General features: G+C 65.2%; 14 protein-coding genes. 8 read left to right on the forward strand and 6 right to left on the reverse strand.

The features are described 5' to 3' along the window. The first annotated feature begins 19 nt into the window (after positions 1-19). The 4 genes from BLQ71_RS16185 (at position 20) to BLQ71_RS16200 (ending at position 4,297) form a co-directional block, all read left to right on the forward strand. Entirely contained in the window at positions 20-580 is a 561-nt protein-coding gene (locus BLQ71_RS16185) for a TlpA family protein disulfide reductase (RefSeq protein ID WP_074622457.1), read from the forward strand. Positions 581-1,232: 652 nt separating this feature from the next. Beyond that, on the forward strand, positions 1,233-1,622 hold the full coding sequence (locus BLQ71_RS16190; RefSeq protein WP_074622458.1) for a hypothetical protein: 390 nt from the start codon (positions 1,233-1,235) through the stop codon (positions 1,620-1,622). A 185-nt stretch (positions 1,623-1,807) separates the two neighbouring features. Then, positions 1,808-2,575 (forward strand): OB-fold-containig protein, encoded by a 768-nt coding sequence (locus BLQ71_RS16195; protein ID WP_074622459.1) that lies wholly within the window; start codon positions 1,808-1,810, stop codon positions 2,573-2,575. A gap of 27 nt (positions 2,576-2,602) precedes the next feature. Further along, positions 2,603-4,297, forward strand: coding sequence for a flotillin family protein (locus BLQ71_RS16200; protein ID WP_074622460.1), 1,695 nt, complete (start codon positions 2,603-2,605; stop codon positions 4,295-4,297). Between the two features lie 125 nt (positions 4,298-4,422). Here the strand turns inward: BLQ71_RS16200 and BLQ71_RS16205 are convergent, their stop codons facing one another. The 3 genes from BLQ71_RS16205 to hisC are packed head-to-tail and all read right to left on the reverse strand — an operon-like array spanning position 4,423 to position 7,072. Continuing rightward, complete coding sequence (locus BLQ71_RS16205; RefSeq protein ID WP_052244541.1) at positions 4,423-5,073, reverse strand: extensin-like domain-containing protein; 651 nt, start codon at positions 5,071-5,073, stop codon at positions 4,423-4,425. Then, positions 5,070-5,990: a prephenate/arogenate dehydrogenase family protein gene (locus BLQ71_RS16210; RefSeq protein WP_074622461.1), complete on the reverse strand. Its 921-nt coding sequence runs from the start codon at positions 5,988-5,990 to the stop codon at positions 5,070-5,072. Before BLQ71_RS16210 ends, BLQ71_RS16205 begins: the two co-directional genes overlap by 4 nt. Continuing rightward, the gene (gene hisC, locus BLQ71_RS16215) at positions 5,987-7,072 is read right to left on the reverse strand and encodes a histidinol-phosphate transaminase (RefSeq protein ID WP_074622568.1); all 1,086 of its coding nucleotides are present in this window, start codon (positions 7,070-7,072) and stop codon (positions 5,987-5,989) included. The genes BLQ71_RS16210 and hisC overlap by 4 nt, the downstream gene beginning before the upstream one ends. A gap of 120 nt (positions 7,073-7,192) precedes the next feature. Here hisC and BLQ71_RS16220 point away from each other — a divergent pair, with 120 nt between their 5' ends. Further along, positions 7,193-8,779, forward strand: coding sequence for a substrate-binding domain-containing protein (locus BLQ71_RS16220; protein ID WP_074622462.1), 1,587 nt, complete (start codon positions 7,193-7,195; stop codon positions 8,777-8,779). A gap of 10 nt (positions 8,780-8,789) precedes the next feature. On the opposite strand, the gene BLQ71_RS16225 is transcribed toward BLQ71_RS16220, so the two are convergent. From BLQ71_RS16225 to pncA, 3 genes are all read right to left on the reverse strand, one after another. After that, complete coding sequence (locus tag BLQ71_RS16225; RefSeq protein WP_074622463.1) at positions 8,790-10,580, reverse strand: acyltransferase family protein; 1,791 nt, start codon at positions 10,578-10,580, stop codon at positions 8,790-8,792. A 91-nt stretch (positions 10,581-10,671) separates the two neighbouring features. Further along, the gene (gene pncB / locus BLQ71_RS16230) at positions 10,672-11,964 is read right to left on the reverse strand and encodes a nicotinate phosphoribosyltransferase (RefSeq protein WP_069211231.1); all 1,293 of its coding nucleotides are present in this window, start codon (positions 11,962-11,964) and stop codon (positions 10,672-10,674) included. A gap of 48 nt (positions 11,965-12,012) precedes the next feature. After that, positions 12,013-12,606: a bifunctional nicotinamidase/pyrazinamidase gene (gene pncA, locus BLQ71_RS16235; RefSeq protein ID WP_074622464.1), complete on the reverse strand. Its 594-nt coding sequence runs from the start codon at positions 12,604-12,606 to the stop codon at positions 12,013-12,015. A gap of 110 nt (positions 12,607-12,716) precedes the next feature. Here pncA and BLQ71_RS16240 point away from each other — a divergent pair, with 110 nt between their 5' ends. The 3 genes from BLQ71_RS16240 to BLQ71_RS16250 are packed head-to-tail and all read left to right on the forward strand — an operon-like array spanning position 12,717 to position 15,905. Next, on the forward strand, positions 12,717-13,934 hold the full coding sequence (locus BLQ71_RS16240) for an Hsp70 family protein (protein WP_074622465.1): 1,218 nt from the start codon (positions 12,717-12,719) through the stop codon (positions 13,932-13,934). Between the two features lie 39 nt (positions 13,935-13,973). Further along, positions 13,974-14,894, forward strand: a complete 921-nt coding sequence (gene trhO / locus BLQ71_RS16245) for an oxygen-dependent tRNA uridine(34) hydroxylase TrhO (RefSeq protein WP_074622466.1) — start codon at positions 13,974-13,976, stop codon at positions 14,892-14,894. A 57-nt stretch (positions 14,895-14,951) separates the two neighbouring features. Further along, the gene (locus BLQ71_RS16250) at positions 14,952-15,905 is read left to right on the forward strand and encodes an aldose epimerase family protein (RefSeq protein ID WP_074622467.1); all 954 of its coding nucleotides are present in this window, start codon (positions 14,952-14,954) and stop codon (positions 15,903-15,905) included. Positions 15,906-15,936 lie beyond the last annotated feature (31 nt).

Genomic DNA, 15,936 nt, shown 5'->3' on the forward strand with positions numbered 1-15,936 from the left:
ACTGTCCTTCGGAGGTCTTATGATACGTCTCACGCTTGCGGCTCTGTATACCGCTGCACTGGTGCTTGCAAATCCGGCCTTTGCCGATGTCGAGGCCGCCAAGGCCGCGGCAGGGGGCGACATGCGCAAGCTGGTGTTCCATTCCGCACCCAAGGACGCGGGCGACGTGGATTTCATGACCTTCGACGAACAGCCGCTGAACCTGTCCGACTGGCAGGGAAAATGGGTCGTCGTGAACTTCTGGGCGACCTGGTGCGCCCCCTGCCGCAAGGAAATGCCGATGCTTTCGGCCTTGCAGGAGGACCTTGGCGGCGAGAATTTCGAGGTCGTGACCATCGCCACCTCGCGCAATCCGCCCGCCAAGATGAAGGCGTTCTTCGATGAGATCGGTGTCGACAACCTGCCACTGCACCGCGATCCCCGCTCGATGCTGGCGCGGCAGATGGGTGTGCTGGGCCTGCCGGTGACGGTGATCCTGAACCCCGAAGGGCAAGAGATCGCGCGGCTGACCGGGGATGCGGACTGGGCCTCTGACGAGGCGCGCGCCGTGCTGGCCGCGTTGATTGGCGGCGATAGCTGACTCCCGACAAGGAAAAACCCCGTCCAGCGGCGGCTGAACGGGGTTTTTACGGAGAGAGAGAGTGAGAGAGAATTCTGGTCGGGCCTAAAGCCTCGTGCCGGTCGGGGGCCGTTTGACCGCTGCCCGAACGGCCTGCAGTGCGAGTTCCCGCGTCGGGCGGGACTGCAACGCCAGGGCCACAAGGCCCATCAGGCAAAAGGCTGAAAACGTCATTGCCACGTTCGTTTGCTCCGGGTCGCCGGCCCCCACCGACAAGGTTGAAAATGGGCAAAACCGGGGCGCGGAGCAACTCTTTCTGCCTATTTTCCATAAAATGCCCCCGGACGGCGTGACAGTCCGCCTCTGATTTCGGCGTTGTTTCCTGACAGCGTGCAAATTCCGCCACATTTGGCCCCGTCAGCCTGCCTTGCGCAGCTCGAATCGAGAACGGCAAAAGATTCAAAAACGACACGGTGGGATGTCCGCTCGCAAACGTCGCCCACGCGTTTTGCCGTATCGTCCACTCCCGTCGGGCCGAACCTCTTCAAATTGAACCACGGGAACAGTCCATCCCGTTTCCCCGTCACACGGCGCAGGATCACGGGCAAGGTGACGCCCGGTCGGTTTTGTCTGCGCACGCGAGGCATGCAAACTGACGCGTCAAGGAGGATCCATGCCGCTGCCTGGTCTCGTCACATTGGTTGCGCTGGGCGTCGCGGGAACTGCCGTGGTGATGCAGGTCACCGGCGTTTCGCGCGCCCGCCGGTTCACCACGGCAGAGGCGGCGGGCCGGGTCTGGTTGCGCGCGTTTCCCGACGTCGCGGTGACCGGCGTGACGCTGTGCCGCTCTGGCCAGGCGGCGCTGATCGCAAGCACCCGTGGGCCTGGACTTGTCAGGTCGATGGGGACAAATGGCTCCGCGTGCTTCCTGACCGGGGCCACCGTGTTGCCAAGCTCTGGCGGCGTGACCCTGCACCTGCCCGACGATTCCGTCCCCCGCGTCCGGCTGGAGCTTGAACCCGAAGACGTTGCCCACTGGACGCAGCGGATCGGCAGCTGCTGACTGCGGCGCCAGTCAGCGGTCACAGGCCGGGTCGGGCTTTCCAGACTTGCTTTGGCCGGTGCATTTTCCGATTGCTGTCATCAACCTGTTGCAGCGCTGCCGGTTTATTGTGCACATACTTGTAACGGGTTCGTGAGGTTCCCATATGCTCAGTATACCTTAGTATACAAAATTTCGGATTAGGCATGTTCGATCTTCTTCTGTCTGACGGGATGTTCCCGTTCATCCTCGCCCTGGCATTGCTCTTCGGCCTCTTGGTGCTTGAGGTGGTCTTTGGCCTGTTGGGCGGGACACTTCTGGGTTCGGGCGCGGACGGGCTGGACGTCGATGGACCGGACCTTGATATCGACATGCCCGACCTCGGCGACATGGAGATCGACCTGGGCCTGGACGGGACGGACATCGACATCGCCGACCTGGAACTGGCAGAGCCGGACCTGGACATGGACGTGCCCGACCTGAACGCCGACATGCCGAATGGAGCCCCCGACGGTGCGGGCAGCGTGGCCGCCTGGCTGGGCTTCGGCAAGATGCCGGCGCTGATCTGGCTGGCGGCGATCCTGCTGGCCTTTGGCCTGACCGGGCTGGTCATCCAGACCGTGGCCGACAATCTCCTTGGCGGCCCGCTCCCGTCCTGGCTGGTGGCCCTGCCGGCCGGTGCGGCGGCTATCTGGTTTGCCCGCCAGTTCGGCGCGCTCTTTGCCCGCCTCCTGCCCAGGACGGAAACAGAGGCGTTGTCGGAACGTCACCTTGGCCGCCGCACGGGGATCGTGACCCAGGGGACCGCCGCACGCGGCCGCCCGGCCGAAGTCAAGGTCACTGACCGCTACGGCAATATCCACTACCTGCGGGCCGAGCCGCTGCGCGACGATGCGACGATCCCACAAGGGACAGAGGTCATGGTGCTGCGCCACCGATATGAGAAAGGCTACCTGCTGGTCGCACTTTCCTGATTTATTTCCAACCTTTAGGGGACAAAAATGGACACCTTGCTACTCATTGCCATTATCGTCGTGGGCTTTCTGGCCCTTCTCGTGCTCATCATGCTGGTGCTGGCCCGCCTCTACCGCCGCGCCACCCGCGAAGTCAGCCTGGTCCGCACCGGTGCCGGCGGCAAGAAGGTGGTGATGGACGGCGGCACGCTCGTCGTCCCGCTGCTGCACGAGGTCTTTCCCGTCAACATGAAAACCCTGCGCCTCGAGGTGAAACGCGACGGCGAGGCCGCGCTGATCACCCAGGACCGGATGCGCGTCGACGTGGGTGTGGAATTCTACGTCTCCGTCTCGCCCACCGTGGAAGGCGTTGCCCGCGCCGCACAGACACTGGGCGACCGCACCTTCGACATCGAACAACTGCGCGAGATGATCGAGGGCAAGCTGATCGACGGCCTGCGCGCCGTGGCCGCCCAGATGACGATGGACAGCCTGCATGAGAACCGCGCCGATTTCGTGCAGGAAGTGCAGAATACCGTCTCCGAGGACCTGACCAAGAACGGCCTGTCGCTCGAGTCCGTGTCCCTGACCGCGCTGGACCAGACTCCCTTCGAGGCGCTGGATGAGAACAACGCCTTCAACGCCGTCGGGATGCGCCGCCTCGCCGAGGTGATTTCAACCTCGCGCAAGGAACGCGCCAACATCGAGGCCGAGGCCGACGTTGCCGTCCGCCGGGCCGAGATGGAGGCCGCGCGCCACAAGCTGTCGATCGAGCAGGACGAGGAACAGGCCCGCATCGAACAGATGCAGCGCATCGAAACGATGAAGGCCGCCCAGGAAGCCGAGATCGCCGCCCGTGCCGAGGATTCGAAGCGCGAGACCGAACGGTCGCGCATCGCCCGTGAGGAAGCCGTCCGCACATCGGAAATCGCGCGCGAACGCAAGATTCGCGAGGCCGAGATCACCAAGGAGCGCGAACTGGAGGTCGCCGAACAGGAACGCCAGATCATCATCGCGCAGAAATCCGAGGAAGAAAGCCGCGCCCGCGCCAGCGCCGACCTTGCCCGCGCCGAGGCAACCAAGGCGATGGAGGCGGTGACCACCGCCAAGGAAGTGGCCGAGGCCGAGCGGATCAAGCAGATTGCCCTGATCGAGGCCGCCCGCGAGGCAGAGCGCGAAGCCACCGCCATCCGCCTGTCCGCCCAGGCGGAAAAGGATGCCGCCGCCGACCGTGCCGCCGCCCGCCGCGAAGAAGCCCAGGCCGAGGCCGACGCGATCACCACCACCGCCGAGGCCCGCAAGCTGGACATGCTGGCCCAGGCCGAAGGTACGCGCGCCCTGAACGATGCCGAAAACGCCCTGTCGGATGCGCTGGTTGCCATGCGCGTCGACCTGGCCCGGATCGAGGCCCTGCCGCGCATGCTCGCCGAGGCCGTCAAGCCCGCCGAGAAGATCGACTCGATCCGCATCCACCAGGTTTCCGGCCTGAACGGTGCCGGGGGCAACGGCGGTACCGGGTCATCCGAGGGCAAGGCCCCGGTGAACCAGGCGCTGGATTCGATCATGGGCATGGCCGTGCAGATGCCGGCGCTCAAAAAGCTGGGCGAGGAACTGGGCATGACGATGGACGGCACCATCGACGGGCTGATGGGCTCCAAGGCGGTTACGCCGATCGCCCCGGAGGCCGCGGAACCCGTTCAGGACGATGCCGCCCCGGAAACACCGGAAGAACCCCGGCACTAGACGTCCCTTGGCAGCGTCCCCCGGTGGGACGTTGCCGCCATACCCCCGTGTACTTGATTTCGGGCGTCTCTGGTCAGGCCCGTAGGATGGGTCATCGACCCATCCTCCTCCGGTCCGGAAGAACCTCAGCGGCAGTAGGCGCCGTTGCCATGTCGCCGGGTGTCAAAGTGGAAGTGGTCCTCGTGGTAGCCGTCCGATCCCGGCCCAAGGACCGTGCCGAAGACTCCGCAGGCGTCCTTGTGCATCCGGCGCAGCGCCCTGCCGTCCCGCCGCTTGCGCCAGCCATCCTCGACCGTGATCGCGGACCCGTCCTTGAGCAGCACCGCCGAGATGTCGATCGCCTTGCCGCGCCCGTGTTCGGAAATCGGCGCACCGGGCTGGTTGTTCCGGGTCCGGCAGGAATAATGCGCCGCGACCTTCAGACCCGAAAGCCCGCCGCCGCGCCGTCCGACAGCCGGCTTGGCGGTTTCACGCACCCAGACCTCCAGCGCCCGCGCCGTCGGGCAGTCGATCAGCGCCGCCTGGCTCAGCCGGACGTTGCCCACCGTGCGCAAACGCACCGCGTCCTGTATGCCGCAGCCGTTCAGCTTGCCCGGAACCCTGCCCACGACCTCGCCCTGCAGAGAGGGATCGCCACACAGCCCGCGCCCGTCGCTGCTGGCGAAGGCATTGCCAAGGGCGCCGCGCACACCGTCCAGCCCATTGCCGACGCGTTCGCGCACACCGCAGGATCCAAGGATGACAAGACAGCAAAGCCCGAGGGTCAGTCGTTTCACCGTTCCACCTTCACGCGGCCAAAGTCCGGTTTATCAGTATCCTGACCGGCCTCCAGAATGCCACGGCGGATGGCCCGCGTATGGGTGAAATAGGCGTGAAGCTGCTCACCGTCGCCGGTGCGGATGGCCCGCTGAAGGGCCATCAATTCCTCGGTAAAGCGTCCCAGGATCTCGATCGTGGCATCCTTGTTGGTCAGGAAGACGTCGCGCCACATGGTCGGATCGCTGGCGGCAATCCGGGTGAAATCGCGGAAACCGGCGGCCGAGAACTTGATGACCTCCTGGTCCGACACACGGCGCAGATCGTCGGCCACGCCCACCATCGTATAGGCGATCAGGTGCGGAATATGGCTGACCACGGCACAGACAAGGTCGTGGTGTTCGGCGTCCATCACCTCGGTGTTCGACCCCAGCGCCTGCCAATAGGCCTGCATCCGCTCCACTTCTGCAGGGTCGGACCCCTCGACCGGAACGATCAGGCACCAGCGGTTGTCGAAGAGCGTGGAAAACCCGGCCTCGGGCCCGGAATGTTCGGTCCCGGCCATCGGGTGACAGGGCACGAAATGCACACCCTCGGGGATATGCGGGCCGACCTCTTCGATCACCGTCCTTTTGACCGAGCCGACGTCGATCACCGTGGCGCCCGGTTTCAGGTGCGGGGCGATCTCCTCGGCCACCCGGCCCATGACGCCCACCGGCGTTGCCAGCACGACAAGATCGGCATCCCGGACCGCGTCGACCAGGCTGTCGCAGACCTCGTCACATAGTCCGATGCGGCGGGCCGTCTCGCGCGTCTCCGCCGAACGGGCGTATCCGGTCACATGACCTGCCACGCCGCCGCGTTTCATCGCCCAGAACATCGACGAGGCGATCAGCCCCAGGCCGATCAGCGCCACGCGTTCGTAGATCACCGTCATCGCGCACCTGCCTTGAACAAACCGATGTTATGCGCGACCCGCCGGCACGACGGTTCGTCGCCCACCGTGATCCGCAGGCAGTTGGGCAGGTTGTAGCCGCCCACCCGCCGCACGATCAGTCCCTGGCTCTGCAGGTACAGATCACAGGCCTCGGCCTCGGCCTGGTCAGCAAATCGTGCCAGAACGAAGTTCGCCGTCGAGGTGTCGCTGGGCACGCCGTGTTCGGCCAAGGCCTCGGCCAGCCAGGTCCGCAGGCGGGTGTTCTCGGACCGGCACTTCTCGACATAGGCGGTGTCGCGCACCGCCGCCTCGGCGGCCGCCAGCGCGGTGCCTGACAGGTTGAACGGTCCGCGGACGCGGTTCAGCACATCGATGACATCTTTCGGACCATAGCCCCAGCCGACGCGCAGACCGCCCAGTCCGTAGAGTTTCGAAAACGTCCGGGTCATCACCACGTTGTCGCGGTGCTCGACCAGCTTGGCGCCGCCGTCATAGCCTTCGACATATTCCGCGTAGGCGCCGTCCAGCACCAGGAGGCATTGCTCGGGCAGTCCTTCGGCCAGGCGCTCGATCTCGGCCAGGCCGATCATCGTGCCGGTCGGGTTGTTGGGGTTGGCGATGAAGACCAGCCGCGCCTTGTCGGTACAGCCGGCAAGGATCGCGTCGACATCCGTGACCCGCTCACGCTCCTTGACCTCGACCGGGGTCGCCCCGGCGGCCAGCGCGCTGATGCGGTACATGGCAAAGCCGTGTTCGGTATAGACAACCTCTGTGCCCGGCCCCGAATAGGCCTGGCAGAGAAAGGTGATGATCTCGTCGCTGCCCACGCCGCAGATCACCCGGTCCGGGTCGACACCGTGCATCTCTCCGATCGCCTCGCGCAGGCCGCGATGGTCGGTGGACGGATAGCGATGCAACTCGTGAACGGACCGTTTGACGGCCTCCTGCGCGGCAGGGCTTGGCCCGAACGGATTCTCGTTCGAGCTCAGCTTGACCACGTTGGTCACACCCTCGACGTGGGATTTGCCCCCCACGTAAAGCGCGATGTCCATGATCCCGGGCTGCGGCTTGATCGCTGTCATTCTCACCTCCAAAAGCCCCCCGTGCATAGCGCCGTGCCCCTGCTTAGAAAAGGCACAAACGGGTTCCATTCCACGCCCCGCAGGATACGATGCGGTCAGAAGTTTTCACGGATCCAATTCATGCGGACGCTGTTTGCCATATTCCTCGCCCTGAACGCGCTGTTGGTCGTTCTCTTGCTGATCTATTTCGGCGCCTTCGCCCCGCGTATCGCGCTGCATGTCCTGGCCGATCCGACGCACCGCGCCCTTGAGCCCGCCCTGGTGGACTGGGCCGACGACAACAATGCCGAGCTGAGCTTTACCTATCGCGGTTCCGCCGAGATCGCGCGCAACCTGTCCGAAGGGTCGGTTGCCGAATACGACGCCGTCTGGCCGGCGGATTCGCTGTGGCTGACGCTTGGCGACAGTGGTGGCGTCCACTATGCCGCGCCCGTCCATCATTCCCCCGTCGTTCTGGCCCTTCGTAACTCGACGGCAACAGCCCTGGGGTGGACCGGGCGAGCCGACGTGACCCTGCAGGAGATCGCGGAGGCCGCCGGTGAGGGCAAGTTCCGCCTTGCCATGCCTTCGGCCACGCAATCCGGCGCAGGCGTCGCGACCTACCTGGGTATGTGGCACACACTCTCGGGCACCGGGGACGTGCTGACGGAAGAACACCTGGCAGACGAGGCCCTGCGCGACGAGATGCGCGCCCTGCTGGACCGGATGAGCCGAACCTCCGGCGGTTCGGGCCCGCTGACAGAGACACTTGTGGCGAATGACGACGCCTTCGACGCGCTGTTTGCAAGCGAGGCGCAGGTCATCGCTGCCAACCGGCAACTGGCGGCCAAGGGGATCGAACCGCTGCAAGTGCTCTACCTGCCCGGAGCGCAGCCCGTGCTGGAGGCCCCGCTGGGCATGTTGACCGATGGCGACGAGGACAAGGAAGCCAAGTTCCTCGAGCTACAGGCCTTTCTCGGGACCAAGGACTCGCGGATCATCCTGTCGGGACTGGGCTGGCGGGCCGGGTCGGTCGCCGAACCGCTGACTGCGTCAGCGGACGATCTGGACTCATCCATCTGGAACCCGGGCTGGGGCATCGACCCCGCACGTGCCATCGTCCCAATGCCCCGGCCCGAGGCCTCCGTGATCTCCGAAGCGCTGGCGCTCTATGACACGGAGTTGCGCAAACCCTCTCTGACAGTCTGGGTGCTGGATGTCTCCAGCGCCATGAACGGACAACCCATCACCGACCTGAAAGACGCGATGACCGGGCTGCTGCAGCCAAGCCCGCAGGACGTGAGCATCGTCATTCCCTACAACAACAACATCCTTGATCCGATGGTGATCGAGGGCGACGACGCGGCAGCGGTCCAGTCCGCCCTGCGACAGTTCAGCGACCTGCAAGCCACGGGTGGTCTGGACATGTATTACGCCGTCTACGAGGCTTTCGAGGCCATCAGCCCCTATGCCGTGGACGGTGCGATCACCGACTACCAGCCCAGGATCGTGGTCCTCGCCGCCGGACCGTCCGACACGGAAAGCCGCATTTCGTTGCTCGCCTACCGGGATCAGACTGCCTTTACCAAGGATGTTCCGATCCAGGTTGTCGCCTTCGGGGATGCGGACGCGGGGCAGCTTGCCGAACTCTCCAACATCTCCTCGGGGCGTTTGTTCCGGGTCGAGGGCGACCTGCCGCGCGCCTTGCGGCAGGCCGGGGGGTTGTGACGGGCGCCGCCTAGTCCGGGAGCCAGCCCACCGCATCGCGGAACCGCCGCCATTGCGGCGTGTCCAGCAAGGGCCCCGCCATGAACACCGCGCCCGCGCGGGTCACATGGGTGCGGTCGCCTGACAGGAACGTCCCGTTCGCGTCGAAGACCGGCAGTGTCTTTCCGTCCTTCGAAAAGCTGCGGAGGATGTCCAGGTAGATCGGTTCGGGGATCTTCGTGCGCAGCCAGTCGTTCCAATCCACGGTTTCGGGCAGGACCTGGACCCGCGCTTGCGGTCGGTCCTGTGGCGGGACACGTCCAAAGACGTTCAGGTTGTATCCAAAGACCTTCGGCCCGACGAACAGGATGCCGGGCCGCTCTGGAAGACCGGACGCCGCGACCCTGTCCCAGCATGCTTCTGTCAGCCAGTAGGTGACAAAGATCACTCCGTCTGCGCGCCTCAACAGATCCGCGGTTTCGGCGGACTGCCGGTCGGGGTCGCAGAGGAAATAGTCGTCGCGATAGACGATGTCGGCGCTGTCGCCATAGCCGCCCTCGATCAGGATATTGATGAAGTCCCGCGCCTGGCTGTTGCCGATCACCAGGACGTCGGGGCGGTTGTTGTCTTCGAACTCATGCACCCGGTAGCCGAAGATGCGCGTGTTGTAGGCCCGGTAGACATCGGCCGGTTCAAATCGCGCGAGGTCGACCATGCGGGCGGGAAACCCCTTGAACTGGTAGGTGGCAAGGCCCACCCCCAACAGCAGAACCGATGCACCGCCAAGCGTCCGCCACAGAATGGGCACCGGCACACGCGAGCGGTCGCGGAACGGTGTCTCGACAAAGCGCCAGGACAGCCAGGCCAGCACAAAGACAGGACCGAGCAGCGCGACCAGCAGCATCAGCGGCGGTTCCGTGTGGCTGAGGATGCGCGTGAAGGCAAAGACCGGCTGGTGCCAGAGGTACAGGCTGTAGGAAATGAGGCCGATCCCGACCAGGGGCGCCAGAGACAGCAGCCGCCCAACCGGAGAACCGGCGCCCGAGAACCCGATCACCGCCGCCGCGCCGAGGGTTGGCAGCAAGGCCGCGTAGCCCGGATAGGGGACGTCGACGCTGAACCCGAAAACCGAAACGCCGATGGCCACCAGCCCGGCGCAGGCCAGCCAGCCATTGCCAGCCAACCAGCCGCGCCGCTCTGCCAGCAGCACCGCCGCGCCGGTCAGCAATTGCCAGGCCCGGGTGTCGATCATCAGGAACGCATAGTCCCAGTCCGTCCAGGTCAGCGACAGGTTGCGGGCAAGGCTGATGCCCCAGAGCAGCAGTACCGTCTGCAGCAGATAGCCCCGCGCGACCCGCCACACCGCGAACAGCACCAAGGGCGCCACGACGTAGAATTGCTCTTCGACCCCCAGGCTCCAGGTGTGCAGCAAGGGCCGGAATTCTCCGACCGGGCCCCAATATCCGCTGGTCAGGTAGACCAGCAGGTTGTTGCCAAAGACCAGGGTCGCGACAACGCTCTGTCCCAGGTTCTCGTAGGGGTCGGGCAGCATGACGAACCAGCCCAGCACGAGGCAGGGCAGGATCACCGCGATCAGCGCCGGCAGGATGCGCCGCGCCCGGCGTTCGTAGAACCGCCAGAGCGAGAATCGTCCCCCGTCCATGTCCTCCAGCAAAAGACCGGTGATGAGATAGCCGCTGATGACAAAGAACACGTCGACGCCGACGAAGCCCCCCGAAAAGACCTCGGACCCGGCGTGGTAGAGGATCACCGGCAACACGGCGACGGCGCGCAAGCCGTCGACCTCCGGGCGGTATTTCATCGAGGCAAACCCCTGTGGAACGGGGCCGGTCCCTGGCCGGCCAGAAAGTAACTGCTCTCAATCCCTCCCGCGGCCGTCATGGCCACGGATGTCAGACGACGACCTCCATCGCTTCCTGTTCGCCGACGCCAAAGACACGCTTGTAACGCGCGATTTCATCCGCCGGGCCCATTGCCTTGTTGGGGTTGTCCGACAGTTTCACCGTCGGCTTGCCCTCGGCGCTGACCGCCTTGCAGACCAGGCTGAAGGGCGACAGGCGGTCGTCCTCGACAAGTCCCCGGAAATCATTTGTCAAAAGCGTCCCCCAGCCGAAAGAGACGCGGACACGCCCCGTAAACTGTTTGAAAAGTTCCAGGATCTTGGTCTCGTCCAGGCCGTCCGAGAAGATGATCAGCTTGCTGCGCGGATCCTCACCCCGGCTTTTCCACCAGTCGATGGCGGCCTCTGCCCCCGCCGCCGGATCACCGCTGTCGATGCGAATGCCCGTCCAGCCCGCCAGCCAGTCCGGCGCGCGCTTCAGGAACCCCTCGGTGCCGTAGGTATCGGGCAGGATGATGCGCAGGTTGCCCTCGTGTTCCTCGTGCCAGTCGGCCAGCACGTCATAGGGCGCCCGCGCCAATTCGGCATCATCCCCGGCCAGGGCGGCATAGACCATCGGCAGTTCATGCGCATTGGTGCCGATGGCCTCAAGGTCGCGGTTCTTGGCGATCAGGCAATTCGACGTCCCCACGAAACTGGGGCCCAGCCCTTCCAGCATGGCCTGCACGCACCAGTCCTGCCAGAGGAAGGAATGCCGGCGCCGGGTGCCGAAATCGGCGATCCGCAGATCCGGCACCTGCCGCAGGTGTTCGACCTTCTGCCAGAGCTTGGTCATCGCCCGCGCATAAAGCACCTGCAATTCGAACCGCCCCATATCATGCAGCACCGCGCGCCCGCGCAGTTCCATCAGCACCGCCAGCGCCGGGATTTCCCACAGCATGACCTCGGGCCACTTGCCTTCGAATGTCAGCTCGTACTGATCGCCCACCCGTTCCAGGTGGTAGGGCGGCAGGCGCAGGTTCTCGAACCAGTCCATGAATTCTGGCGTGAACATCTGGCGCTTGCCGTAGAAGGTATTGCCGCGCATCCAGGTGCTTTCGCCGCGGGTAAGGCTGAGCGACCGGATGTGGTCCAGCTGTTCACGCAACTCGCCTTCGTCGATCAGTTCGGCCAGCGGTACATGCGTCGACCGGTTGATGAGCGAGAATGTCACCTCGGTGTCGCGCTTGTTGCGGAACACCGACTGGCACATCAGCAGCTTGTAAAAATCCGTGTCGATCAGGGAGCGGACGATCGGATCGATCTTCCACTTGTGGTTCCAGACCCGGGTAGCAATGTCGACCATGCCCGTCCTCCGTCGCGTCAGCGGTCAGGTAAAGCGGAACCGGCGGCCTCACGCAAGCGTGACACCCGCCTCTTTCATCCCGTCCAGCGCCGCCTGCAGCGAGCCGTCAAGGTCGATCCCGCGGCACAGATCCTGCCGCACGGTCACGTCAAACCCCAGTTTCGCGGCGTCCACGGCAGAGAAATTCACGCAGAAATCCGTTGCCAGACCGACCATTGTCAGCCTGTCGATGCCCCGCGTGCGCAAATAGCCCTCCAGCCCCGTGGGGGTCGTGTGGTCGTTCTCGAAAAAGGCCGAGTAGCTGTCGATCGCGGCGCGAAAGCCCTTGCGGATGATCAGCTCGGCGCGGTCGACCTCCAGCTCAGTGTGGAAATTGGCACCGGGCGAGCCCTGGATGCAGTGATCGGGCCAGAGGACCTGCGGACCGTAGGGCATCTCGACCATGTCGAAGGGCGCCTTGCCCGCATGCGTCGAGGAAAAGGAGGAATGCCCCGCCGGGTGCCAGTCCTGCGTCAGCACCACGGCGTCGAACTCGGCCATCAGCGCGTTGATCGGCTGCACGATCTCGTCCCCGCGCTCTACCGCCAATGCCCCGCCGGGGCAGAAATCGTTCTGAACGTCGATCACGATCAAGGCGTGCATGGGCCATCTCCCGTTTGCGTCTTGAGGGCAGCATAGGCAGCGTGTTCGGGAATTGCCATGCCGCGCGGGCACTGGTAGGCGTGGCGCCCTTCCGGACAGGAGATTCTGACATGGCACGGCTTGGCGTGGATTTCGGCACGTCCAACACGGGGGCCGCCGTCATGGCGGGTGGACGCCCCTACGCGATCCCGCTGGAACCGGGCGAACAGACGCTGCCCACGGCGATCTTCGTCGATTTCGCGGACAGGGAATACCTCTACGGCAGCCGCGCCGCCCGCGCCATGATGGACGGGGCAGAGGGCCGGTTCATGCGCGCGCTGAAAAGCATCCTCGGCACGCCGCTGGCGCGGGAACCGCGCCGCTTGCTGAACGAACGACTGACCCTGATCGAGGTCATCGCCCGCTTCCTGTCCGAAATCCGCAGCCGGGCCGAGACGCATACCGGCATGACCTTCGACACGGCCCTCTCCGGGCGCCCGGTGCATTTCCATTCGGCCTCGGCCGAACGCGACGCCCAGGCCCTGGGCGACCTGACAGAGGCCTATCACCTCGCCGGGTTCAAGTCGGTCGATTTCCTGCCCGAGCCCGAGGCCGCCGCACGGGCGGTGGACGGCACCGGGCGGATGCTGATCGTCGACATAGGCGGCGGGACATCGGATTTCACGCTTTGCGAGCGCGACGGCGGACAGACCCGCGTTCTGGCCAGCGGCGGCATCCGGTTGGGCGGGACGGATTTCGACAAGGCGCTGAGCCTTGGCCACGTCATGCCGCTTCTGGGTTACGGGGCGCAGATCGGTGCCGAACTGGGCGCCAAGACGCATACTGCGCCGCGCGCGCTGTTCCACGATCTCGCCAGCTGGGAAAAGATCCCCTTCGTCTACGACGCCGGGCAATTGCGCGAGGTCCAGAAATGGATCCGCCTTGCGCCGGAGCCACGCGGTTTCGAACGCCTGGCCGACGTGCTGGAATCCCACCTGGGCCATGACATCGCCTATGCGGTCGAGGCGGGAAAGATTGCAGCCAATGGCGCGGAGGCGGGCGAAATCGCATTGGGCGTGGTCGAACGCGGGCTTTCCGTATCGCTGAAGGCCGAGGCCCTGACCGCGGCCCTGGCGGGCTACCGCGATGAAATCGCCGACTGCGCGCTGGACACGTTGCGCATGGCGGATTGCGCGCCGGACAAGGTCGACCAGGTGGTCTATGTCGGTGGCTCCAGCCTTCTGGGCGCCGTCCGCAACGCCATGTCGCGCGCCCTGCCGAACGCAAAACCCGTCGACAGCGAGGTCTTTACCGCCGTTGTGCACGGGCTGGCCATTGCGGCAGAATAGCCGCTGGACGACCCTTCTCTGCCTGCGTATCGACATCCCATGTTCACCGTCTGCGCCCTTTATCACTTCACCCGCTTCGAAGATCCTGCCGCGCTACGCGATCCGTTGATGGACCTCTGCCGTAGTCAGAAGATCACCGGCACGCTGCTGCTGGCCCACGAGGGAATCAACGGCACCGTGGCCGGGCCCGCCGCCGGGATCGAGGCGGTGCTGACGCATATCCGCGCCCTGCCCGGCTGTGCCGACCTGGAGTGGAAACTTTCCACCGCCACCGAGCGCCCCTTTGCCCGCATGAAGGTGCGGCTGAAGAAAGAGATCGTCACCATGGGCCAGCCCGACGTCGATCCGCGCGCCCGCGTCGGCCATTACATCGACCCCGCCGAGTGGAACGAGCTGATCCGGTCGCCGGACGTGGCGGTGATCGACACGCGCAACGATTACGAGGTCGCCATCGGCACCTTCGAGGGCGCCGTGGACCCGCAGACCGACAGCTTTCGCGACTTTCCCGCCTGGTGGGAGGCCAACAAGGACCGCTTTCACAACAAGCGCATCGCGATGTTCTGCACCGGCGGCATCCGCTGCGAGAAGTCCACGAACTACCTGCTGAGCCAGGGCATCGAGGACGTCTATCACCTCAAGGGCGGCATCCTGAAATACCTCGAGGAAATCCCCGAAGAGGACAGCACATGGCAAGGCGCCTGTTTCGTCTTCGACGGTCGGGTCTCGGTCGAACACGGGCTGCGCGAAGGCCCGCATGACCTGTGCCACGCCTGCCGCCGCCCGATCCTGCCCACGGACCGCGCGCGCCCGGAATACGAACATGGCGTGTCCTGCCACCTCTGCATCGACGAAACCTCGGACGAGGACAAGGCCCGCTTTCGCGAACGGCAGAAACAGATCGCCCTGGCAACGGCGCGCGGCGAACGGCACCTGCACGCGGACATCACCGACGAGGATTGACCGGGCTGGGAACTCCCCCGACCGCCTGATAGCTTCCCCGTGACGGGGAGGACAAAGATGACAGATCCGATTTCCAGCCATGTGCTTAGCGATGGCGACACGCAGGTCACGGTGCTTTCGCTGGGCTGCGCGGTGCAGGATTGGCAGGTGGCCGGGCGCCGCGTCGTGCTGGGCTATGACGATCCCGAGGCTTACCGCGAAAATCCGGGGTCGATGGGGCTGGTTGTGGGCCGGGTCGCGAACCGCACGGCAGAGGGCCGCTTTACCCTCGACGACGAAACCTGGCAGCTGGACCTGGGCAACGGTCCGCACCACCTGCACGGCGGGCCGATGGGCCTGGGCAAGCGGAACTGGAAAATGGAGCCGGAAGGACCGCGCGCGGTGCGCCTGAGCCTGCATTCGCCGCACCTTGACCAGGGCTATCCCGGGGCCGTCGATTTCGAGGTCCGCCTGTCGCTGGAGGGCGCGGCCCTGACCTGGGACATGACGGCCAAGCCCGACCGGGTGACCCCGGTGAACCTGGCCCAGCATCTCTATTTCAACCTGATGGGGTCGGGGACGGTGCGCGACCATGCCCTGCGGCTTGCGGCCTCGACCTATACCCCGACCGGCCCCGACCTTATCCCCACCGGAGAGCGACCGGCCGTCGATGGCACGCGTTTTGACTACCGACAGTCAAGGCGGATCGACGAGGCCGATCCGGACGGCGAGGGCTATGACCTGAACTTTGCCCTGGACGGAACGGACGGACCAGCCGCGGAACTGACGTCTCCGGACGGGATGCGCCTGCGGCTCTGGACGGATCAACCGGGGCTGCAAGTCTACACCTGCGGTTTCCTCAAACCGCATGCCTCGCCCTGGCCGGGGGTGGAACATGGGAATTTCGCCGGCATCTGCCTGGAGGCACAGGCTTTTCCGAATGCGCTCAACACGCCGGGATTCGGGTCGATCCTGGTGTCGCCAGACAAGCCTTATCGACAAGTGACACGGATCGAGATCGCCCGGGGCTGACGCCCGGGCACAGGTTCGACTGCCCCCCGGT

It is taken from the genome of Antarctobacter albus (assembly GCF_900101505.1).
GTDB classification, from domain to species: domain Bacteria; phylum Pseudomonadota; class Alphaproteobacteria; order Rhodobacterales; family Rhodobacteraceae; genus Antarctobacter; species Antarctobacter albus.